The sequence below is a fragment of the Anaerostipes sp. 494a genome (genome assembly GCF_001940315.1).
Lineage (GTDB): Bacteria > Bacillota > Clostridia > Lachnospirales > Lachnospiraceae > Anaerostipes > Anaerostipes faecalis.
The window spans coordinates 822,884-846,187 of sequence record NZ_MJIF01000001.1 but is presented as its reverse complement, the minus strand read 5'-3'; the positions used below and the strand labels follow the sequence as shown (position 1 = coordinate 846,187).

Annotated in this window: 23 protein-coding genes and 2 tRNA genes; 24 read left to right on the top strand and 1 reads right to left on the bottom strand. The window is 35.5% G+C overall.

Annotated elements, in window-relative coordinates; genetic code table 11:
* Positions 1 to 50: 50 nt before the first annotated feature.
* From BHF70_RS04350 to BHF70_RS04235, 24 genes are all read left to right on the top strand, one after another.
* A complete protein-coding gene (locus BHF70_RS04350; protein ID WP_075759117.1) occupies positions 51 to 1,235 on the top strand; it encodes a C39 family peptidase in 1,185 nt (394 codons plus the stop codon).
* Between the two features lie 146 nt (positions 1,236 to 1,381).
* Positions 1,382 to 1,454 (top strand) — tRNA-Val (locus tag BHF70_RS04345).
* A 30-nt stretch (positions 1,455 to 1,484) separates the two neighbouring features.
* Positions 1,485 to 1,558: transfer RNA gene (locus BHF70_RS04340), tRNA-Met, on the top strand.
* Positions 1,559 to 1,659: 101 nt separating this feature from the next.
* On the top strand, positions 1,660 to 2,136 hold the full coding sequence (gene ispF, locus BHF70_RS04335; protein ID WP_075759116.1) for a 2-C-methyl-D-erythritol 2,4-cyclodiphosphate synthase: 477 nt from the start codon (positions 1,660 to 1,662) through the stop codon (positions 2,134 to 2,136).
* Position 2,137: 1 nt separating this feature from the next.
* Entirely contained in the window at positions 2,138 to 3,214 is a 1,077-nt protein-coding gene (locus tag BHF70_RS04330; protein WP_075759115.1) for a GNAT family N-acetyltransferase, read from the top strand.
* Between the two features lie 3 nt (positions 3,215 to 3,217).
* Complete coding sequence (locus BHF70_RS04325) at positions 3,218 to 4,810, top strand: MBL fold metallo-hydrolase RNA specificity domain-containing protein (protein WP_075759114.1); 1,593 nt, start codon at positions 3,218 to 3,220, stop codon at positions 4,808 to 4,810.
* A gap of 131 nt (positions 4,811 to 4,941) precedes the next feature.
* Positions 4,942 to 5,136 (top strand): heavy-metal-associated domain-containing protein, encoded by a 195-nt coding sequence (locus tag BHF70_RS04320; protein WP_075759113.1) that lies wholly within the window; start codon positions 4,942 to 4,944, stop codon positions 5,134 to 5,136.
* Positions 5,137 to 5,275: 139 nt separating this feature from the next.
* Complete coding sequence (locus BHF70_RS04315) at positions 5,276 to 6,010, top strand: pseudouridine synthase (protein WP_075759112.1); 735 nt, start codon at positions 5,276 to 5,278, stop codon at positions 6,008 to 6,010.
* Positions 6,011 to 6,020: 10 nt separating this feature from the next.
* Complete coding sequence (ligA, locus tag BHF70_RS04310) at positions 6,021 to 7,958, top strand: NAD-dependent DNA ligase LigA (RefSeq protein WP_075760521.1); 1,938 nt, start codon at positions 6,021 to 6,023, stop codon at positions 7,956 to 7,958.
* Between the two features lie 30 nt (positions 7,959 to 7,988).
* Positions 7,989 to 8,894, top strand: a complete 906-nt coding sequence (gene metA / locus BHF70_RS04305) for a homoserine O-acetyltransferase MetA (RefSeq protein ID WP_075759111.1) — start codon at positions 7,989 to 7,991, stop codon at positions 8,892 to 8,894.
* Positions 8,895 to 9,704: a Cof-type HAD-IIB family hydrolase gene (locus BHF70_RS04300; RefSeq protein WP_075759110.1), complete on the top strand. Its 810-nt coding sequence runs from the start codon at positions 8,895 to 8,897 to the stop codon at positions 9,702 to 9,704.
* Entirely contained in the window at positions 9,698 to 10,360 is a 663-nt protein-coding gene (locus tag BHF70_RS04295; RefSeq protein ID WP_075759109.1) for an HAD family hydrolase, read from the top strand. The genes BHF70_RS04300 and BHF70_RS04295 overlap by 7 nt, the downstream gene beginning before the upstream one ends.
* Positions 10,361 to 10,362: 2 nt before the next feature.
* Positions 10,363 to 12,096 (top strand): ComEC/Rec2 family competence protein, encoded by a 1,734-nt coding sequence (locus BHF70_RS04290; RefSeq protein ID WP_075759108.1) that lies wholly within the window; start codon positions 10,363 to 10,365, stop codon positions 12,094 to 12,096.
* A 14-nt stretch (positions 12,097 to 12,110) separates the two neighbouring features.
* The gene (locus BHF70_RS04285) at positions 12,111 to 13,352 is read left to right on the top strand and encodes a bifunctional folylpolyglutamate synthase/dihydrofolate synthase (RefSeq protein WP_075759107.1); all 1,242 of its coding nucleotides are present in this window, start codon (positions 12,111 to 12,113) and stop codon (positions 13,350 to 13,352) included.
* Complete coding sequence (locus tag BHF70_RS04280) at positions 13,339 to 14,517, top strand: tetratricopeptide repeat protein (protein WP_075759106.1); 1,179 nt, start codon at positions 13,339 to 13,341, stop codon at positions 14,515 to 14,517. The genes BHF70_RS04285 and BHF70_RS04280 overlap by 14 nt, the downstream gene beginning before the upstream one ends.
* A 179-nt stretch (positions 14,518 to 14,696) precedes the next feature.
* A complete protein-coding gene (locus tag BHF70_RS04275; protein ID WP_075759105.1) occupies positions 14,697 to 15,002 on the top strand; it encodes an STAS domain-containing protein in 306 nt (101 codons plus the stop codon).
* 12 nt (positions 15,003 to 15,014) lie between these two features.
* A complete protein-coding gene (gene spoIIAB, locus BHF70_RS04270; protein WP_075759104.1) occupies positions 15,015 to 15,443 on the top strand; it encodes an anti-sigma F factor in 429 nt (142 codons plus the stop codon).
* Positions 15,436 to 16,173 carry a SigF/SigG family RNA polymerase sporulation sigma factor gene (locus BHF70_RS04265; RefSeq protein ID WP_075759103.1) on the top strand — a complete coding sequence of 246 codons (738 nt, stop codon included), beginning with the start codon at positions 15,436 to 15,438 and terminating at the stop codon, positions 16,171 to 16,173. The genes spoIIAB and BHF70_RS04265 overlap by 8 nt, the downstream gene beginning before the upstream one ends.
* A gap of 76 nt (positions 16,174 to 16,249) precedes the next feature.
* Positions 16,250 to 17,560, top strand: a complete 1,311-nt coding sequence (gene rho, locus BHF70_RS04260; protein ID WP_075759102.1) for a transcription termination factor Rho — start codon at positions 16,250 to 16,252, stop codon at positions 17,558 to 17,560.
* A 154-nt stretch (positions 17,561 to 17,714) separates the two neighbouring features.
* Positions 17,715 to 17,915: a 50S ribosomal protein L31 gene (gene rpmE / locus BHF70_RS04255; RefSeq protein WP_008390552.1), complete on the top strand. Its 201-nt coding sequence runs from the start codon at positions 17,715 to 17,717 to the stop codon at positions 17,913 to 17,915.
* Positions 17,916 to 18,103: 188 nt separating this feature from the next.
* Positions 18,104 to 19,039 (top strand): DUF1385 domain-containing protein, encoded by a 936-nt coding sequence (locus BHF70_RS04250; RefSeq protein WP_075759101.1) that lies wholly within the window; start codon positions 18,104 to 18,106, stop codon positions 19,037 to 19,039.
* On the top strand, positions 19,032 to 19,886 hold the full coding sequence (gene prmC, locus BHF70_RS04245; RefSeq protein ID WP_075759100.1) for a peptide chain release factor N(5)-glutamine methyltransferase: 855 nt from the start codon (positions 19,032 to 19,034) through the stop codon (positions 19,884 to 19,886). The genes BHF70_RS04250 and prmC overlap by 8 nt, the downstream gene beginning before the upstream one ends.
* Positions 19,879 to 20,952, top strand: coding sequence for a peptide chain release factor 1 (prfA, locus tag BHF70_RS04240; RefSeq protein ID WP_075759099.1), 1,074 nt, complete (start codon positions 19,879 to 19,881; stop codon positions 20,950 to 20,952). Before prmC ends, prfA begins: the two co-directional genes overlap by 8 nt.
* Before the next feature lie 24 nt (positions 20,953 to 20,976).
* The gene (locus tag BHF70_RS04235) at positions 20,977 to 22,869 is read left to right on the top strand and encodes an NAD(+) synthase (RefSeq protein WP_075759098.1); all 1,893 of its coding nucleotides are present in this window, start codon (positions 20,977 to 20,979) and stop codon (positions 22,867 to 22,869) included.
* 121 nt (positions 22,870 to 22,990) lie between these two features.
* On the opposite strand, the gene BHF70_RS04230 is transcribed toward BHF70_RS04235, so the two are convergent.
* Positions 22,991 to 23,194: a cold-shock protein gene (locus BHF70_RS04230; protein WP_075759097.1), complete on the bottom strand. Its 204-nt coding sequence runs from the start codon at positions 23,192 to 23,194 to the stop codon at positions 22,991 to 22,993.
* Between the last annotated feature and the right edge of the window lie 110 nt (positions 23,195 to 23,304).

Sequence of the window (23,304 nt, the reverse complement as noted above, 5' to 3'; positions counted from 1 at the left end):
AGAAAAAGTAATAGTGGTATGATAGCCATTGATAAACAAGGGGGAGACTTATGAATAGATTTTTAAAAGCAGGAGTATGTCTGGCTTTATGCATGATTATGGCTTTAAACTCAAAATATATTGCAAATGCACAGGAGATTTCTGAGGCAGATGCAACAACAGAATATCAGACAACAGAAGAGGAGAAAGTCACAACAGAGGTAACAACGGAACAGAAAAAAGAATCAACAACACAGTCAGAATCAAAGGTAACAACGGAAACAAAAACAACAGAAAGGAAAAAACATTCAGCCAATATAGCATCTTCAAAAAAAGTTAAAACCAAAAAAGTTAAAACAAAGGAAGATAACAAAAAAGTTAAGAAGGTTATTCCTAGGATTTACAATGATACAAGATTGAAGATGAAGGATTATAAAGAATATATTAATGGATTTGTTTATTTTAATCAGGCAGATCAGGCATGGAATGAAAATGGATATCAAATCCGTAGCAGCGGATGTGGGCCAACAGCAATGGCTGTTTGTATTTCTTCTTTAACAGGGAAATGGATTACCCCGTTGGATACAACTATCTGGGCGTATAAGCATGGCTATTACAGCGGTGATGGAGCCGTACATGAGATGGTGCCCCAAATGGCCGAAGAATACAAGCTGAAATGTAAAGGTCTTGGAACTGATTATGAAGCGATTCGAAAGGCATTATTAAAAAAACATCCGGTAGTAGCATTGATGGGTCCGGGATATTTTACCAATAATGGACATTTTATTGTTTTAGTTGGAATTGATAAGAATGACCAGGTTACAGTGGCAGATGTAGGCAGCAGACAGAGATGCAATTATAAATATCCTTTGAAAAGCATTATAAAACAGGCAAAAGAAGCATCTGCAGGAGGACCGTTCTGGGAAATATTCAAACAGGTGAAACATAAAAAGAAGATACCTGAACAGCCAAGCAAAGAATTTATTTTTTTATATAATGATATGAAATCAGTTCTGCAAAAGAATTATCAGTTAGTTGTTCCGTTAAAAAAGGGGAAATTGGTACAGGAAGATCAATTTGTGACAGTTTCTTCTTTGGATATTAATGATAAAGTTATAGTTTGCGACATCCATAATGGAATAAAATTTGATGTAGGATTGAAAAATGTGATAGAAGAAGTAAAAAAAGAAGCTATAAATTGTTCTTTTTCAAAAACAGTTACCATTGAACCAAATAAAATGAATCGGATGAAATAAAAATAAATATGGCAGAAACCACGTGTTTCTGCCATTTCTAAGATTAAAATTAAAAAAACTAAAAAAAATGAAAAAAAGTGTTGACATTTGAATGAAAAAAATGTATATTATTATTTGTCGCGAGGCAAGAGAGACATTAAGTCGATGGGATCATAGCTCAGCTGGGAGAGCACCTGCCTTACAAGCAGGGGGTCACAGGTTCGAGCCCTGTTGGTCCCACTCCATGAAAGTGGATTTATAATTTAATATGGCGATGTAGCTCAGTTGGCTAGAGCATACGGTTCATACCCGTAGTGTCAGCAGTTCGAATCTGCTCATCGCTACTAACAGAGGATGTATTCATAAGAATACATCTTTTTTCTTTTTATTGGTAGATGTGTGGTATAATAAAATATATAAAAAATCATTTAGAAGGAGAAGGAATATGCGGATTGGAATGGGATACGATGTACACAAACTGGTTGAAGGCAGAGATTTAATTCTTGGCGGAATTCATGTGCCTTATGAAAAAGGTCTTTTGGGACATTCTGATGCAGATGTACTGCTGCATGCCATTAGTGATGCATTGCTGGGAGCGGCAGCATTAGGTGATATCGGAAAGCATTTTCCAGACACGGATCCGGCATTTCATAATGCAGACAGTATGAAGCTTTTGGAAGAAGTAGTACGGCTTGTGGAAGAAAAAGGATATAAAATAGAAAATGTTGATGCAACAGTTATTGCGCAAAAACCAAAACTTGCATCATTTATTCCTGATATGAAGAAAAACATCAGTAAAGTATTAAAGGTGACAGAAGATCAGGTGAATGTGAAGGCAACAACGGAAGAACATTTGGGATTTACAGGAGAAGGACTGGGAATTAGTTCAAATGCAGTCTGTCTTTTGACAGAAAGGAAATGACATGAATTTATTTTATGACAGGAAAGAAAATAAAGAATCAATTTATCAGATGTATCAGCAAATATTTGAAGATCCAGAAGCGTTTGCCCAATATTATTTTAGAGAGATTTATCCACATAATCAGGTTTTGCTAGCTGCAGAAGATGATGAAATTAAGGGGATGATACATTTAAATCCATATAATATAAAGATTGGAATTGAAGAACAGAAATTAAATTATATTGTTGCAGTTGCTGTCAGAGAAGAATTTCGAAGACAGGGAATCATGGCAAAAATGCTTAAAAAGTGTTTGAATGATATGGCAGGACAAAGGCAGCCTTTTACTTATTTAATGCCTGCAAATAGAGCTTATTATGAGCCGTTTGATTTTGTGTTTATTATGGATTGGAATGAAACTGTCGTAAAAGGAAAAGAAGCAAAACGAGAGGGAGAAATTCTTCCAGCGGCAAAAGAAGAGTATGAGGATATATCAATCTTTTTAACCTCATTTATGGAAGAATACGGAGTATATACAATACCGGATATAAAATATCTAAAATTAACTGAGAAAGAAAGTAATAGCTGTGATGGAGGCCTGATGGTCTGGAAAAGAAACGGAGAAATAGCCGGAGTTTTCGCACAGGGGCTGGAAGAGGATACGGTTTTTCTTCGCTGGGCATTTTCAATTAAGCCGGAGAAGATGTTACAACAGATTCAAATGTATTATCCAGGTCGTGAAATTGAAATAACAGGTGGAAATTTGCTTCAGGGAGAAAATAATCCCAAAATTATGGCACGAATTACATCATTACAATCATGGGAAAAGTACTTGAAAGGAGACGAAAGTTTTCGGTTTCAGATATTAGTGGAAGATTCTTTGATAAAAGATAATCAGGGAACTTTCCAATTTGAATATCAGGATACGGAACAGAAAATGACAATTAGAAGAATCGAGGAGAAAGAAGGGATTTCCAAAATATCTATTGGTGATTTGACACAGGTATTTTTTGGGTATCATGCGGAAAAAATTTTAGAACAGTATGAATGCCTGCGCAGTATAATACCAGTTGGTCCAGTTTATATTTCCGAGGAGGTATGACTTATGAAACTGATGTTTATTGGAGCTGATCATGAAGTTACAGGTAGCTGTCACTATGTGGAAGCCTGCGGCAAGAAATTTGTTGTTGATTTTGGAATGGAGCAGGGACAGAATATCTATGAAAATGCTGAACTGCCGGTTAGTGCGGCAAAAATAGATTTTGTTCTTCTGACCCATGCTCATATTGATCATTCAGGAATGTTGCCAATGCTTTATGCAAAAGGATTTCGTGGGAAAATATATGCAACTAAAGCAACGACAGATTTATGTCAGATTATGCTTCGTGATAGTGCACATATTCAGGAATTTGAAGCAGAGTGGAGAAACAGAAAAGCCAGAAGATCAGGAAAAGCTGAAGTTGTTCCGGTTTATACTGTTGAAGATGCAATAAATGTCATGAATTATTTTGTGGCTTGTCCATATGATAAAAAAATTTCGCTGTATGATGGAATAGAGATAAGATTTACCGACATAGGGCATCTTTTAGGGTCTTCTAGTATTGAAGTATGGCTTAGGGAAGAGGATAATGAACGAAAACTTGTGTTTTCTGGCGATATTGGGAATTATAATCAACCGCTGATCAAGGATCCGCACTATACAGACTCAGCCGATTATATTATTATGGAATCTACCTATGGTGATCGGTTTCATGGAAAACATCCTAATTATGTAGATGAATTGGCGGAAGTTATCCAAAGAACCTTTGATCGGGGAGGAAATGTGGTGATTCCATCATTTGCAGTTGGAAGAACGCAGGAATTGTTATATTATATCAGACAGATTAAAGAGGATAATCTGGTAAAAAATCATGGAGATTTTAAAGTAATCGTAGATAGTCCTTTGGCAGTTGAAGCTACTCAGATTTTTAACAGTGATGTGGAAGACACCTATGATGAAGAAGCCATGGAATTGGTACAAAAAGGAATCAATCCTATTACGTTTTCAAATCTTCATTTATCCATTACCACAGATGAATCCAAAGCCATAAATTTTGACCAGGAGCCTAAAGTAATCATTTCAGCATCTGGAATGTGCGATGCAGGAAGAATCAGACATCATCTGAAGCATAATCTTTGGAAAACTGAAAACTGTATTGTGTTTGTAGGTTATCAGGCTTATGGAACATTAGGAAGAGCTTTGGTGGAAGGTGTTAAAGAGGTAAAACTCTTCGGAGAAAATATTTCTGTAAAAGCAGAAATATTACGTCTGGAAGGAATTAGCGGGCATGCAGATAAAAATGGATTGATTCGATGGGTGGAAGAGTTTAAAAAGAAACCGGAAAAAGTATTTGTTGTCCATGGTGAAGATAAAGTTTGTGATATGTTCGCAGAATGTTTGAAAGATGAACATGGGATTGATGCCCAGGCACCTTTCAGTGGAGATGTTTTTGATTTGATATCAGGAAGATGGATTGCATGGGGAACAAAAGAACTGGTTAAGAAAAAAGCACATCCGGCAAGCAGTGCATTTATCCGTCTGAAAACTGCAGGAGAACGGCTTCAGGTAGTAATTGATCATAATGAAAATGGCACAAATAAAGATCTTGCCAAATTTGCTGATCAGATTCTGGCTCTTTGTGAAAAATGGGAAAGGTAGAAACATCGTGTATCAAAAGCCGGAAGTTTTATATGGGACTATCCAAAAGGGAAGAAATCTGTTATGATGTTAGGCGGCGGAATGTTGTAAATGCTTTATGTCTATGGAACAGTAGGAGGAAGAGTTTAAATATGACAGTATTAAAAGCAGAAGATATGATGTGTGACCATTGTGTGGAAAGAATCAAGAATGGATTAGAAGATGAAGGAATACAGGTGGAAGTTGATTTAAGTGAAAAAACAGTTTCCATCGATGGTGATGATAAAGATGTTGAAAAGGCAAAAGATATTCTTGGAGACCTGGGGTTTTTTGCAGAAGAGATTTGAACTGGAGTAGAATTATAATAAAAAAGGGTATTGCGGATGTAATACCCTTTTTGCATTTTCAGAAAGAGTGTGTTACTATCTAATATGGTATGCTAGGATAAATTAAGAAAGAAAAAGTTCTGTATAAAAGGAGCAGATTATGAAAGAGACAAAAAGAAAATCAGAAGAATCCGTTCGGATTAACAAGTATTTAAGTCAGGCGGGAGTCTGTTCCAGAAGACAGGCAGATGTTTATGTTGAACAAGGGAAGGTTTTGGTTGATGGAATACCAGCTGTCAGTGGAACCCGGGTATTGCCGGGACAAAAAGTGACATTTGAAGGAAAACCGATTTCCATACAGGAAGATCTGGTATTTCTGGCTTTTCATAAACCTAAAGGAGTTGTATGTACATCAAGTAAAATTGAAAAAAATAATATTATCGATTATATAAATTATCCCGTAAGAATATATCCTGTAGGGAGACTGGATAAAGACTCTCAGGGATTGATTCTACTCACCAATGACGGTGAAGCTGCTAATAAGATTATGAAAGCAAGAAATTATCATGAAAAAGAATATGAAGTAACGGTAAATAAAAGAATTGAAAAAGAATTTATTGATGGAATGAGAAGACCGGTACCACTTGATGAAATAGGAGCGGTGACCAGAAGCTGTCAGGTGAGAAAAGAGGGACCAAATCAGTTTCGTATTATTTTGACACAGGGATTAAATCGTCAGATTCGAAGAATGTGTGAATATTTTGGATATCGTGTGACAAAATTAAAAAGGGTTAGAATAATGAATATACATCTGGGAGATTTAAAAGAAGGAGAATATAGAGAATTAACTTCTGACGAATTGCATCAGTTAAAAAAGGAGCTTAATCGTGAGTGATTTAAAACGAATGAAAGAATTAATAGAGATTCTAAATAAAGCAGGAAAAGCCTATTATCAGGAGAACCATGAAATTATCAGTAATTATGAATATGATAAATTATACGATGAGCTTCTTGCATTAGAAAAGGATACAGGGACAATATTGTCTAACAGCCCAACCATCCATGTTGGTTATGAGCTAATGACTGCGCTGGAAAAAGAAGATCATCCATCTCCAATGTTGTCTCTTGATAAGACAAAGGAACCACAGCAGCTGGCATCCTGGCTTGGAGAAAAAGAAGGGCTGCTGTCGTGGAAACTGGATGGATTGACAATTGTGCTGACTTATGAAAATGGCGACCTGGTAAAAGCAGTAACAAGAGGAAATGGCGAAGTTGGAGAAGTTGTAACCAACAATGCAAAAGTATTTGTTAATATTCCAAGGAAAATCAAATATCAAGGAACATTGGTTATTCGTGGCGAGGCAGTTATTCCGTATTCTGTTTTTAAAAAAATGAATGAAGAAATTGAAAATGTGGATAGTCAGTATAAAAATCCAAGAAATTTATGCAGTGGTTCAGTAAGACAACTGAATAATGAAATCACTGCAAAAAGAAATGTTCACTTTTATGGATTTAGCATTGGTGATGTGGAAGATGTGGATTTTCACAATTCTCTGGAAGAAAAAATACAATGGGCTGAAAATCTTGGATTTGATATGGTGGAGTATGTAAGAGTAAATCGTGATAATATCCAAGAAGCAATCCAGAAATTTGCAGAAAAAATAGCTGGTTTTGATTTGCCGTCAGATGGTCTGGTTTTGGCATATGATGATATTGCATATGGAAAAAGTCTGGGAAGAACAGCAAAATTTCCTAAAGATTCCATAGCTTTTAAATGGGCGGATGAAACAGCAGATACAAAATTAAAGGAGATAGAATGGAGTCCATCTAGAACAGGATTAATTAATCCTGTAGCCATATTTGAACCGGTAGAACTGGAAGGTACTACAGTAAGTCGTGCAAGCCTTCATAATATCAGTGTAATGGAAGAACTGGAATTAGGTATTGGAGACGAGATTACAGTGTACAAGGCAAATATGATTATTCCGCAGCTGGCAGAAAATAAAACAAGAAGCGGAAAAATTCATATTCCTGAACATTGCCCTGCATGTGGAGGAGAGACAAAAGTTCAAAATGAAAATGGTATCAAAACTCTAATCTGTACCAATGAATTTTGCAGTGCCAAAAAGATAAAGTCTTTTTCTCATTTTGTTTCTCGTGATGCAATGAATGTAGATGGCTTATCAGAAGCAACCCTGGAAAAAATGATTCATCAGGGATTTTTAAAAGAGCTATATGATTTGTTCACGTTAAGTCAGTATAAAGATGAGATATTGGAAATGGAGGGCTTTGGAGAAAAGTCTTATGAGAAGCTCATTCAGTCTATTGAAAAATCCAGAGATGTACTTCTGGCAAACTTTATTTATAGTCTTGGTATATCAAATGTGGGATTGTCTAATGCAAAACTTATATGCAGACATTTTCAGGATGATTTCAATGCTATTAGAAAAGCAGAAGTTGAAGATTTTATTGCAATAGATCAGATAGGACCAATGATTGGAGAAGCCATAACAGCATATTTTAGAACAGAGCACAACAGGATGGTTATAGATAAGCTGCTGGAATGGATCAGGTTTGAAAAAAATGAAGAGCAGTCCAAGGAACAGATTCTAGAGGGCCGGATTTTTGTAATTACAGGTTCCTTGAATCATTTTGAAAACAGAAAAAAACTTCAGGAGAGGATAGAGTCTCTTGGAGGGAAAGCAACAGGATCTGTATCTAAAAAGACCAGCTTTTTAATTAATAATGATAAAGAATCAACATCATCAAAAAATAAAAAGGCAAAAGATCTTGGAATTCCTATTATTAGTGAGGAAGATTTTTTGCAGATGATTGAAAAATAGAGTTTTATAAAATGAAGGAGATGAAACACTATGCCAATACGTATTGATAGTGATTTGCCTGCAAAGGCTATTTTGGAGGAAGAAAATGTTTTTGTTATGGACAATGAGAGGGCATGTACACAGGATATTCGTCCGCTGCGCATTGCAATCTTAAATCTTATGCCAAATAAACTGGATACAGAACTTCATCTATTAAGAAGTCTTTCTAATACTCCTTTGCAGCTGGATATTGTTTTTTTACAAACAGAGTCTTATGTTCCAACGCATGTTCCAGAATCACATCTTGAAAAGTTTTATAATTACTTTTCAGAAATCAGAGATAAAAAATTTGATGGACTTATTATTACCGGAGCACCTGTTGAGCTAAAAGAATTCGAAGAAGTTGCATACTGGGATGAAGTTGCAGAAATCATGGAATGGTCCAAAACCCATGTAACATCGACTTTACATATTTGCTGGGCGGCACAGGCCGGTTTATATTATCACTATGGAATTAAAAAGAACATTCTGAATAAAAAGATTTCAGGGGTATATGAACACCATCCGGTACATAATAAAATTCCTTTGGTAAGAGGATTTGATGATAAATTTTATGTTCCACATTCAAGGAATACCGGGGTAGATGGTGATGCAATCAGAGCTAACAAAGAACTTACAATTGCAGCAGAATCAGAAGAAACAGGTCCTTATTTGATTTTAAATCATGATGGAAGTCAGATTTTTGTAACAGGACATCCAGAATATGATGTGATGTCACTTCATCAGGAATATGTCAGAGATATGAAAAAAGGATTAAATCCGGACATACCTAAAAATTATTATAAAGATGATGATCCGAAAAAGGGACCGGTAAAATCATGGAGATGTCATGCAAATGCAATGTACTATAACTGGCTGAATTATTATGTTTATCAGGTAACTCCGTATGAGCTGTAGATGAAAGGAATTTTTATGATCAGATTAATTGCCACAGATATTGATGGAACATTAGTAAAAGACGGAACACTGGATTTGAATCCGGAATATTTTGATGTGATTCGCCAATTAAGAAGCAGAGGCGTTTTATTTCTGGCAGCAAGTGGACGTCAGAGAGAAAGTATTACAAAAGTGTTTACACCGGTAAAGGATGATATTGCTTTTATTTCAGAAAATGGGACATGTATTCATTCAAAAGATTATCAATATGTTGATGTAATCCAGCCGGAAGTGGTACGTGCTTATATTGATGAAGCAAGAAGATTTCCAGGATGCGAAGTATCTATTAACAAAGATAATATGGGTTATTTTGAGAACTATGGAGTCTATAATCATTTAGTGAATGATTATGGATATCGTGGGAAAATGGTAGATGATATAGGAGAATACGCAGAAGACGTTTGTAAAATTTCAATGTTTCACCACCGTGATATTGAAAAAGTTGTTGGACAGGATTTTCTGGAACGATGGAACAGGATTATGCATGTAACTTTCTCAGGGAAGTTCTGGATTGACTGCTCTAATAAAGGTGTGACAAAAGGCTCAGCGCTGAAACATTTTCAGGATGATTATCATATTACTCCAGATGAAACGCTGGCATTCGGTGATAATCTCAATGATATAGAAATGCTGCAGAGGGCAAGTCATAGTTTTGCTGTAGCGAATGCAAGAGATGAAGTAAAGGCTGCTGCTAATTTTATAGCACCTTCCTATAAAGAAGATGGTGTGTTACAGGTATTAAAAGCAGTATTAAGAGGTGAATTATGTTAGAAGCTGTTATATTTGATATGGATGGTGTTATTGTTGATACAGAACCTGTTTATTTTAGAGCAATTAATGGTTTTTTGAATCAATTTGGATATCATATGGATAAAAAATATAATGAAAAATTTTTTGGAGTTTCTTCTTATGATGCATGGTCAACCATTAAAAAGGATTTTGCCCTGGAAAATGTTTCTGTTGAAGAATGCGTGCAGGGAATGATGCAAATACGAAATCAGATTATTAAAGAAGAAGGTTATGCTCCAATTAAGGGAACCGTTTCATTGATTAAAGAATTGCATGAAGCAGGGATTCCAATGGCAGTGGCATCTTCTTCTGCTTTGAAAGATATTGAAGAAATTACAAAATATTTCGGTATCAGAGATTGCTTTAAAGATATTGTATCTGGGATAGATGAATGTGAAAATGCGAAACCTTTTCCAGATGTATTTTTAAAGGCAGCAGATAAACTGGGAATCAGACCTGATCGATGTCTTGTGATTGAAGATTCCGATAATGGAGCACTTGCTGCAAAAAGAGCGGAAATGAAGGTAATAGGATATCGAAATCCTGATTTTGGTAATCAGGCACTGGAAAATGCAGATTATATTGTGGAAACCATGGAAGACGTAAATCTAAAATTATGCCAGAAAGTGGGAGAATAATTGTGAAAAATAATAGGAAACAATTATTAAAACTTGTATTTCTTTTCATCGTTGGATTTGGAGTTTCTTTTTTATCAGTAAATCAGGTGAAAGCAGTTTCAGACAATGTAAAATTTACTGTACATTATATTGATGTAGGGGCGGGAGACGGAGCATTACTTCAATATGGGGAAGGAGAAAATGCAAAATATGCTTTAATTGATGCAGGTCCAATAGAATATGAAAGAACAGATGACGCATGGGTCAATACAAGCAAGATAGTTTTAAACTATTTAAAAAAACATAATATTACAGAACTTGAATTTGCATTGGTAACGCATCCCCATGTAGATCATATGGGAGGATTTTTATCTATTTTTGAAGATGATGATATCCATATAAAAAAGATTTATGTGAATCAAAATACCATCAATCTGAATAATCCAAATTTTTCTACAACAGATAATCTTTATGATACAGATATTATCCGAAGATTTGATGAAGCTTTAGAAAAAAGACAGAGGAAATCCAAAGAAAAGAAACTGGAAGAATTTGTTGTAGAAGAACCTGTTGCAGGGAAGAAGGTATGGCTTGGACCGGAGGGTGAAGGTATGCTTATGGAAATACTTGGACCGGTTGATACAGATTTTATTTTTGGACGTGCGGTAAGTCTTGTAGCCCGACAGGTAAATAAATATTCAGTAGTCTGTAAACTGACATATGGAACGAATACGTTTTTAATGACCGGAGATACACAGAAAGAGCCTGTACAGGATATGATATCAAAAGGTAAAAATCTTCAGGCACAGGTTTTGAAAGTACCTCATCATGGTATGCAGGACGTTACAGAGGAAAACAAAAAAGGAGATTACACATCAGATCATAAGCTGCTGTTTGACCGTACACAAGGAGCATTGGCTATTGTAAGTAATGGATATAAAAACGCAAACAGATCACCACTGGACAGAACGGTACGGGATCTTGGAGAGTATAACATATATACCACCAGCCATAACGGAAGCATAAAGGTTGTTTCTGATGGAAAGAAACTTTCTATTGAAGGCAGCAAGTCGTCAACTGCAGAAGAATATGGAGAATATATACCAAAAACAAGAAGCTCACGGCTTTTAAGTGCTGTAAATGTTAAGACAACAGGGGCAAAAACGTTGAATCCTACAAGAAGTGATGCAGCCAATACATATAACTTATATGAGAAAAAACCAGTTACAGTGAGTTTTTCAGCAACAGCACGTTCATTTACTGACCTGACGGCAATTCAGTATAAAGTGGTAAATAAAGGCTGTAGCAATACAAAAGTGTCTTATAAAAATGGAAATCAGGTAACTATAGGGGATGGATTCTGTGGGCGTATTTATGTCAGATTTGTGACACCTCTTGGCTCAACAGTCATGAAATTGCCGGGATTTACTGTGGATACCAAGGCACCTGTATCGGCTAAAATCAAAGGAAATAAAAAAGGGATCAAAACATTATCTCTATCTTCAAAAAACAGTTACAATACAAAATTTAAAAAATATATTAAGTTATATTTCTCTGCCTCCTATGGAACAAGCGGCAAATATTGCACAAAATATAAAATCGTACCAAAAGGAAAAAGTGCATCCGGATATAAGTGGAAGACAGGAAATAGTGTAACTTATAAGACCAAAAAGAAAAAAGTCAGAGTATATGTAAGATTTATTGATAAATCTGGAAATATCACAGAACGAAAAACCAATGGGTTTTATATAAAATAAAAGGAAGAAGATTCATGACATATGAAGAATCAATAAATTATTTAAATAAAACAGCAGGATTCGCCAAGAAATCACCGATTAATAATATAGAATATCTTCTGGAGTGTCTTGGAAATCCTCAAGATAGCTTACGACTGATTCATGTGGCAGGAACTAATGGCAAAGGCTCTACATGCATGTTCCTGGAAGCGTTACTAAAGGAAAAAGGCATGAGAACAGGAGTGTTTTCTTCTCCTCATTTGCTATGTGTCAATGAACGTATTCGTATCAATGGAGAGAATATTGAAAATCAGTTATTTTCAGAAGTCTTTAAAGAGGTATCAGAAGCTGTAAAAAAAGCAATAGGAGATGGGAGACAGCATCCCTCGTTTTTTGAAATGCTTTTTTTAATGGCAATGGTATCATTTCAAAAAGAAAAACTGGATTATTGTATTGTGGAGACGGGAATGGGTGGAAGATATGATGCCACCAATATGATTTTACCTAAAGTAAGTATATTAACAACAATCAGTATGGACCATATGGAATTTCTTGGAGAGTCACTTGATAAAATTGCTTATCATAAGGCAGGAATCATAAAAGAAGGAGTTCCTGTAATTTCTGCAAAACAGGAAAAGCAATGTATGAGAGTTATACAGGAAGAAGCAGAAAAGAAAAATGCGCCGTTGGAAATACTTTCTGAAGATAATCTTAATTTTATAGAAAAATATGGGAAATATATTGATTTTTTAAATTCCAGTGCGTATGATAAGAAGAGAGTTACTGGTAAAAATGTTGCGGGAAAATTCCAGAGAGAGAATCTAGCTCTTGCCCTGAAAGCGGCAGAATGTATTTTAGGAACATTTGAAGAACCGGTAATTTTTCATGCATTGGAAAAAATCAGAATGCCAGGACGTATGGAAGAAGTACTGCCTGGGGTTTATGTGGATGTGGCACATAATATACAGGGGATTGAAGCTTTCTGTGCTACCGTTGAGGAACACTTTAAAGGCAGAAAGAGAATAATATTTGGAGCTTCCCATAAGAATGAAGAAGATCATATGCGCCATATTCTGGAATCAATGAATGGACTAGAATCATTCCAGACAATTTCCATTAATGGAAGGGTTGTAGATGAAAAAGAATTTCAGAACGCATTTGAAGAAATGATAAGAGTAAAAGATAAAGAAACCATTTGTTTTGTAGTAGGATCATTTTATCTGGTTGGAATAACCAAACAGTATATATCCAGGAGGAAAGAATATGTTAAATTTTAATGAAGAATTAGAAAAATTTCAGCCTTGTGCAGATTTAGAACAGGCAGTGGAAAATATTTATGGCGATGAATTAAAAGAAATTAAAAAGAATAAAACAGAATTATATAAGGCAAATCAGATTATAAAAAAGTATAATCAGGCATTAAATTATGCTAAACAGGGAAATGATGACCTGGCAATGCTCCAGTTAAAGAATGTAGTATCTGCGATTCCTAATTTTGTAGATGCATATCTTTTAATGGCATTGTTATCTGTGAAAGCAGAAGATTTTGAAACAGCCCAGGAAGCTGTTAATAATATTTTTAAAGTTGATCCGGAAAATGAATCTGCAAAGGAATATATGAAGGAATTTAATGCAGAAATTAAGAATCCAGAAGATGTTGAACATGAGTCTGAAGAAAAAGAAAAGAGTAAAAAGTCAACAGAGACTGCAAAAGGAATAAAAAATCCATTTAAAGCAAAATCATTTGATAATACTGATTCTTCTAAAGGACCGATGTTTTACATGGTAACAGGTCTGATCATTGGAGTGATTGTATCTGTAGCGTTGATTTATCCAACAGTAAAAGCAAGTTTTTCTCACAAAACATCTACACAGGTGGAAGATTATAAAGAGCAGATTCTTGCAAAGGACACACAGCTTAAAGCAGGAGAAAAGAAGATTAAAGAGGCACAGGAAGCACAGAAAAAAGCAGAAGATGAGCTGGAAGAGTATATTGGTACCAGTAAAAAAGATGGTATTTATGATCTTCTTTTAAAAGCTTTACAGCAGTATAGTGATAAGAATTACACTGAATCTGCAAATGCACTTTTGGATATAGATCGTAAAAAGCTTACTACAAAGAATATGAAGAGTATTTATGATGATTTAAAAACTAAAGTTTATCCAAATGCACAAAAAGGGCTTTATACAGAAGGATTGAATGCATATTATGCAAAAGATTATAAAAAGGCAGTTGATTATTTTAAAAAAGCAATCAAGATCAGTGGTACAGATGTAAACTCTTATTATTATCTTGCAAGAGCTTATGAAGACAATGGAAATACGAAAAGTGCCATTAGCACTTATGAGAAAATAATTAAAAAATTCCCTGGAACAAGAAGTGCTACTAATTCACAGAATCGTATGAATGCATTACAGCAGAAAACAAGCAAGAATTTATAGTTTGTTTTTGTTAAAGAATATACATCATTATTTGAACTACACAAAAGATAAAAGAAAGAAGGATGATCTGGAAGAATCCTTCTTCTCTTTTATCTTTTTTTATTACATAGGAAATTTCACTATGAAAGAACTTGTATGAACTGATGCTAAAGCATAATAGATTGGAAGGAGAGAGAAAAATGGCAACAGAATATCAGATAGAAAACAGGAAATTATGCATTAAGCTTGATGGAGAACTAGATCATCATATGGCGGAGAAAGTCCGGCATCAATGTGAAATTATATTAAAATCTTATCCGATTCAGGATATAGAATTTGATTTTGAAAAATCAGATTTTATGGATAGTTCAGGAATAGGAGTAATTCTTGGAAGATATAAACAGATTCAGCCAATGGGAGGCAAAGTGTATTTAAGTCATATGAATGCTGTTATTCAGCGAATTGTTCATATGGCGGGTCTTGAGAAACTGGTAATAGAAATATAAGGGAGGAATATTATGGTACATTTAGAATTTAACAGTGAATCTGAGAATGAAGGAATTGCACGAGTGGTTACAGCAGCATTTATAATGAAGTTTGATCCCACAGTAGAAGAAATGGCAGATGTAAAAACAGCTGTTTCAGAAGCTGTGACAAATTGTATTGTACATGCTTATAATGACTCAGAGGGAATGATTCAATTTGATTTATGGAATAAAGATAAGACCCTTTATCTTGCGGTTGAAGATTTTGGTATTGGTATTAAGGACGTTCAAAAAGCTATGGAACCAATGTATACAACAAAACCGGAAGATGAAAGAACAGGCATGGGATTTTCTTTTATGGAGGCTTTTATGGATAAGGTAGAAGTTTTTTCTAAGGAAGGAAAAGGTACAAGAGTAGAGATGTCAAAAACTTTTGGAGGAAATGATAATATACATGGATGAGACAAGAAATCTTTTGAGGCTTACAAAAGATGGAGATGTACATGCCAGAGAGAAATTGATTTTAGATAATATGGGATTAATATGGAGTGTGGTTAAAAGGTTCACCAACAGAGGATATGATCCTGAAGATTTATTCCAGATTGGAAGTATCGGCCTGTTAAAAGCAGTGGATAAATTTGATCTTGCTTATGATGTTAAATTTTCTACCTACGCAGTACCTATGATTACAGGGGAGATAAAAAGATTTTTAAGAGATGATGGAATGATTAAGGTCAGTCGTTCTTTAAAAGAAAATGCATATAAAATAAAACAGGCAAGAGAACAGATTTCAATGAAATATCAGAGAGAAGCAACGATAGAAGAAATTGAGAAAGAAACATGTCTGGGTCGAGAAGAAATTGTTGTAGCATTGGAGTCTAATAAAGAAGTGGAATCTTTGCATCAGACAACTTTTCAAGGAGACGGGAATGAAATTCAGCTGTTAGATCGATTAACAAAAGATGAAAATCAGGAAGAAATGATTTTAAATCATGTGCTGCTTGAAGAATCATTAAAATGTCTTAAAGAAGAAGAACGAAAGTTAATTAAATATAGATATTTTTGTGGAAAGACACAGCAGGAAATTGCAGAAATTCTACAGATTTCTCAGGTTCAGGTATCCAGGATGGAAAAAAAGGTATTACGACGTTTGAAAGAACAAATCGTTGGACATTCAGGGAAAATGTGTTAGAATAAGATAAATTAGTATGAAATTAATCAAGTCTGTGGATAATTCATCCATTTTCCCAAACAAAGGAGAACAACTTATGATATATCAGGAAAAATCGGTGGTGGAACTGCGTGAAATTGCCAAAGAACGAAACATATCGGGAATATCTGCTCTTAAAAAAAGTGAATTGATTGAGACTTTAGAAGAGTATGATAAAAAGAACAGCCCTAAAAAAACAACAGGAAAAGAATTTCCTAAAAATATGAAAAGTCTGGATAGCGGTGAAAAGGCCAATGGAATTCTGGAAGTTATGCCAGATGGTTATGGATTTATTCGATGTGAAAATTATCTTCCAGGAGATAATGATATTTATGTCTCTCCGGCGCAGATTCGTAAATTTAATTTGAAGACGGGAGATATTTTATCAGGAGCAATTCGCGTAAAGACTCAAAGTGAAAAATTCAGTGCGTTACTTTTTGTGGAATCGGTAAATGGCTATAAGCCGGATATTGCAGCAAAAAGACAGCATTTTGAGGATTTGACTCCAATTTTCCCAGATGTAAGATTAGGAATGGAAACAAGAAAATCTTCATTGCCAATGAGAATGGTTGATTTATTGTCTCCAATTGGGAAAGGACAGAGAGGAATGATTGTTTCTCCTCCGAAGACAGGAAAAACAACACTGTTGAAACAAATTGCACAAAGCATCAGCAATAATTATAAAGATATCAAATTAATCGTATTACTTATTGATGAGCGTCCTGAAGAAGTAACTGATTTTAAGGAGTCTATTGAAGGAGAAAATGTAGAGGTAATTTATTCAACTTTTGATGAACTTCCAGAGCATCATAAGCGTGTATCTGAAATGGTTTTAGAACGTGCAAAAAGACTGGTAGAACATAAAGAAGATGTGGTTATTCTGCTGGATAGTATTACACGTCTTGCCAGAGCTTATAATCTGACAGTTCCGCCAAGTGGAAGAACTCTGACAGGTGGTCTTGATCCGGCGGCACTTTATATGCCAAAGAAATTTTTTGGTGCAGCGAGAAATATGAGAGAAGGCGGAAGTCTGACAATTCTCGCAACAGCACTGGTAGAAACCGGAAGCCGTATGGATGATGTTATTTTTGAAGAATTTAAAGGAACTGGTAACATGGAAGTTGTTTTAAGTCGAAAACTGGCAGAAAAAAGAATTTTTCCTGCTGTTGACATTGCCAAATCCGGTACGCGAAGAGAAGAATTATTACTTACAAATGAGGAATTAGAAGTTGTAACGGCTCTTCATAAAGAATTATCCGGTAATAAATCCGAAGAATTTTTAGAGCAAATGATGGATCTGTTTAAAAGAACAAAAGATAACAAAGAATTTGTTCAGTATACCAAAAAATCATTATTACGAAGCAAATAAAAGTGTTTTTTTATAATAATGAAAAAATCATTGCAATTTAAATATTACTATGATAAAATAAAAAAGCTGTTTGTAAAATAACAGTGACGAAAGTCGAAGTATGTGTACGTTGGCAAAATCCAACGAATTTGTTTTAGAAGAGGAGATAGATAACATGCGTGAAGGAATTCATCCAAATTATTATCAGGCTAAAGTAGTATGCAACTGTGGAAACGAATTTGTAACAGGATCTACAAAAGAAGATATCCACGTAGAAATTTGTTCAAAATGTCACTCATTCTACACAGGTCAGCAGAAAGCTACTCAGGCTCGTGGACGTATTGATAAGTTCAATCGTAAATATGGTGTTAAGTAGAAAAGTAAGGAATCAGGTTGAGGTTATCATTAATCTCAACCTTTTCTTTTTTTATTGTACAGAGAATTTCTATATAATAAAAAACGCTCCGTGAGGATGCGATTAGATGCAGGTCCTTTAAAAATGGAGGATTTAGGAAGTTAATGCGGACTTGTCCGCTTTGTTTAGTAGTAAAAGGGAGATAAAATATGGCGGTTTTAATTGGCGGTCAGGCGGTTATGGAAGGTGTAATGATGAAGAATATGAATCGTTATGCTGTTTCTGTAAGAAAACCCAATGGTGAAATAGAAACAAAAGTGGATGATTGTGTTAGTTTTTCAGATAAGCATCCGTTATTTAAGCTGCCAATTCTTCGGGGAATGGTAAATTTTGTAGAATCCATGGTCATCGGAATGAAGACTTTGAATTATTCTGCTTCTTTTTTTGAAGATGAGGAAGAGGAAGAATCAGGAAAATTTGAAGAAATAGTAGAAAAGCTTTTTTCAGGAAAAGGTGAAAAAGTCATGATGGGAATCATCATGTTGATTTCTTTTGCGATATCCATTGGATTATTCATGGTACTTCCATATCTTGTTTCAGAAGGTGTGAGTTACTGGATTAAAAATAAATATATTATACTATTAATAGAAGGAATAGTAAGAGTCGGCATTTTCCTTGGTTATATTGTTCTGATTTCAAAAATGAAGGATATTAAGCGTGTATTTATGTATCATGGAGCAGAGCATAAAACGATTAATTGCCTGGAAGCGGGAGAAGATCTGACTCCACAGAATGTTATGAAATATACACGGCTTCATAAAAGATGTGGAACCAGCTTCCTGTTCATTGTTATGATTATCAGTATGGTGTTTTTCTTCTTTATTCGTGTAGATACCATCTGGCTTAGGGTAGTATCAAGATTGCTTCTTTTGCCAGCTGTAGCAGGAGTATCCTATGAATTTATTCGTTTGGCCGGGAGAAGTGACAGTAAGGTGATAGAAAAATTAAGTAAGCCAGGATTATATCTGCAGAAACTGACTACCAGAGAACCTGATGAATCAATGATAGAAGTTGCTATTGCATCGGTAGAGGGTGTTTTTGACTGGAGAGAATATTTAGAAAAGGAACGGGAGAACCATGAATAGAAGAGAATGGGTCCAACATGGGCAGAAAATTCTGGAAGAGCAAAATATCGACAATGCTTCAGGAGAAGCATGGTATATGTTTTCCCATTGCCTGAATGTATCCAGAGAAGATTATCTGTTTGGAATGACAGAAGAGGTATTAGATGAAAAAGGACTGATAAAATATCAGGATATGATAAGAAAACGTGCAGAAGAAAGAATCCCGTTACAATATTTGATTGGAACACAGGAATTTATGGGGTATACTTTTTTAGTAACTCCAGATGTACTGATTCCAAGAGCAGATACGGAAACTGTTTTAGAAGAAGTGATAGCTACAGGAATTCGCCCTGAGAAGATTCTTGATATGTGTACGGGTTCTGGTTGTATTGCCATTAGTTTATCATTGATTTTAAAACCAGGATTATGCATAGGAACAGACATAAGTGAAAAAGCATTAAAGATTGCGAAAGATAATGGCGAAAATCTGTCTCCTATGGTAAAATTTATTCAAAGTGACCTTTTTGAGAATGTAACAGGAACGTATGATTTGATTATCTCCAATCCTCCTTATATTACAACAAAAGAATGTGAAAAATTAATGCCAGAAGTCAGAGATCATGAACCCATGCTGGCATTGGATGGAAAAGAGGATGGACAGTACTTTTACAGGAAAATAATAAAAGAAGCAATGGATTATCTGGAACCAGGAGGAATGCTTGCTTTTGAGATTGGATATGATCAGGGAGAAGCAGTGAAGAAATTAATGGAAGCAGAGGGATTTGTTTCCGTTACAATAAAGAAAGATCTGGCAGGACTGGACCGACTGGTCTTTGGAAACGCAAGAGAAGGAGAGAAACATGTTTGATAAATTAGAAAGTTTGGTAGATCGTCTGGATACAGTACTTCAGGAGTTAAATGATCCTGATGTGGCATCTGATCCAAATCGTTTTCGTGATTTGATGAAAGAACAGAATGATTTAACCCCAATTGTGGAAAAATTTAAAGAGTACCAGGCAGAAAAACAAAATGTAGAAGAAAGTCTGGAACTATTGGATGAAGAAACAGATGAAGAAATGAAAGAACTTGCAAAAGAGGAATTGGCAGAATCCAAGGCAAATGTTGAACGTCTGGAAGAAGAATTAAAAATTCTCCTGATACCAAAGGATCCAAATGATGATAAAAATATCATCGTGGAAATGCGTGCAGGTGCAGGTGGAGATGAAGCTGGACTGTTTGTTGCTGACGTTGCAAGAATGTATCGAAGCTATGCAGAAGGACGCAGATGGAAAGTCAATACATTAAGTTTTAATGAAAGTGGTATTGGTGGATTTAAGGAACTGGTGTTTATGGTTTCTGGTCAGGGTGCATATTCACGTTTCAAATATGAAAGTGGTGTTCACCGTGTGCAGAGAATTCCAGCCACAGAATCAGGAGGAAGAATTCATACTTCTACAATTACAGTGGCAATTATGCCTGAAGTGGAAGAAGTTGAAGTTGAAATTGATTTAAATGATTGTCGTTTTGATGTATTCCGTGCATCAGGAAACGGTGGACAGTGTGTCAATACAACTGATTCCGCAGTAAGACTGACTCATATACCAACGGGAATCGTAGTATCCTGTCAGGATGAAAAATCCCAGTTAAAGAATAAGGATAAAGCTTTAAAAGTACTTCGTTCTCGTCTGTATGAGCTGGAGCAGCAGAAAGCCCACGATGAAGAAGCAGCAAAACGTAAAAGTCAGATTGGTACAGGAGATCGTTCTGAAAAGATTCGTACCTACAATTATCCACAGGGACGTGTTACAGATCATAGAATTAAGCTGACACTCCATAAACTGGATTCGATTATGAATGGGGATCTGGATGAGTTGATTGATAGTCTGACTGCAGCAGATCAGGCAGCAAAGCTTGCAAATATGAATGAAGATTAAGAATAATAAAATCTGAGGTGTATGATGAAAGATGGATTTATAAAAGTTGCTTGTGCAACACCAAAAGTTAAAGTAGCAGATCCTGTATATAATGCCGAAGAAATTATAAAGATCATCAAAGAGACTGGAGCCAATGGGGCCAGTCTTTTGGTGTTTTCAGAGCTAACCATTAGTGGTTACACATGTGGCGATTTATTTTTACAGGAACCATTGTTGAAAGCATGTAAAGAACAGTTAATAAACATAGCCAGATCAACAAAAGATATGAATATGGTCGTAGTAGTAGGATGTCCATTGGTTGTTAAACATAAATTATATAATTGTGCAGCTGTTTTGCATGATGGAGAAATTCTTGGAATCGTACCAAAGACCCATTTGCCAAATTATGGGGAATTTTATGAACTGCGTCACTTCACATCTGGAAAAGATATAGATGAAATGATATGGTTTGGTGATAATCCGGTAAGTGTCTGTACCAATCAGTTGTTTGTCTGTGAGGAGATTCCGGAATTAGTGATTGCCTGTGAGGTTTGTGAGGATTTATGGGTTCCATTGCCGCCAAGCACTTTTCATGCAATGGCTGGGGCAACAGTAATCTGTAATCCATCTGCCAGCGTAGAAACAACAACCAAGGAAGTTTACAGAAGAAGTCTGGTTGCCAATCAGTCTGCAAGACTTTTAGCCGCTTATGTGTATGCCAATGCAGGAGAGGGAGAATCTACACAGGATGTTGTATATAGCGGACATCATTTAATCTGTGAAAATGGTTCTGTTCTTGCAGAAGCTGAAAGATTTACCAATGAAATCATTTATGCGGATATTGATGTTCATAAACTGGCAGCAGAACGAAGAAAGATGACTTCTTTCCCAGGTGGAGAGACAGAAGATTATGAAGAAGTTCTTTTTTCATTAGAAATTAAAGATAATAATATTTCCAGAACATTCCCAAGAGCACCGTTTGTACCGGATAATAAAGAGGAGAGAGAAAAACGATGTAATGAAATTTTGTCTCTCCAGTCTATGGGTCTGAAGAAACGTCTGGAACATACCCATTGCCAGCATGCGGTGGTAGGAATATCAGGTGGACTGGATTCCACATTGGCTGTACTGGTTACAGCCAGAGCATTTGATATGCTGAATATTCCAAGAGAAAATCTAATCTGTGTTACTATGCCTTGTTTTGGCACAACAGACCGCACCTATCAGAATGCAGTTTCACTGATTCATGAGCTTGGGGCAACCCTAAAAGAAGTAAATATTGAAAAGGCAGTACGCCAGCATTTTGAAGATATTGGCCATGATGAAAATGTGCACGACGTTACTTATGAAAATTCCCAGGCAAGAGAACGTACACAGATTTTAATGGATATTGCAAATAAGTATAATGGAATGGTTATTGGAACTGGAGATATGTCAGAGCTGGCTCTAGGATGGGCAACATATAATGGTGACCATATGTCAATGTATGCTGTAAACTGTTCAGTGCCAAAAACTCTGGTGAGATATCTGGTATTATATTATGCAGACACTGTTGAAAATAAGAAATTATCAGAGGTATTAATGGATGTTCTTGATACACCAGTAAGTCCAGAACTGTTACCACCTGTAGATGGTGTGATTTCTCAGAAAACGGAAGATCTGGTTGGTCCATACGAACTTCACGATTTCTTCTTATACTATATGATGCGTTTTGGATTCCCTAAATCAAAATTATATCGAATGGCAAAACAGACTTTTGATGGTGTATATGGCGATGAAACAATTAAAAAGTGGCTGGATAAATTCTACTGGAGATTTTTCAGCCAGCAATTTAAACGTTCCTGTCTGCCAGATGGACCTAAAGTTGGAAGTGTGGCAGTATCTCCAAGAGGAGATTTAAGAATGCCAAGTGACGCAAGTCCGTCTGCGTGGATTTAAATAAATCATAGAGTGTTAATCTAAAAAATAAAAGCAACTTTGATGATTAGTGTCTGAATCAGAATCAGATATAAAATCAAAGTTGCTCTTATAATTTAGAAAATCTATAAAATTTCTTTCATTAAGCAAGTTTTGCTACATTTTCGGCCTGTTTTCCACGAGGGCCTTCTGCAATATCAAAGCTTACTTTCTGTCCTTCTTCCAGAGTTTTGAATCCTTCTCCCTGAATGGCTGAGAAGTGTACAAATACATCGTCTCCTTCAGCCTGGGAAATAAATCCATAACCTTTTTCTGAGTTAAACCATTTTACTGTACCAGTGTTCATTTGGGTACCTCCATTTTTTTCTGCTATAAATTGATAGATCATTAAAGATGTAAACAAATTTTGGGTAAAAAAATACAACCGGATACTACAGCTATGCATTCATAGAATTG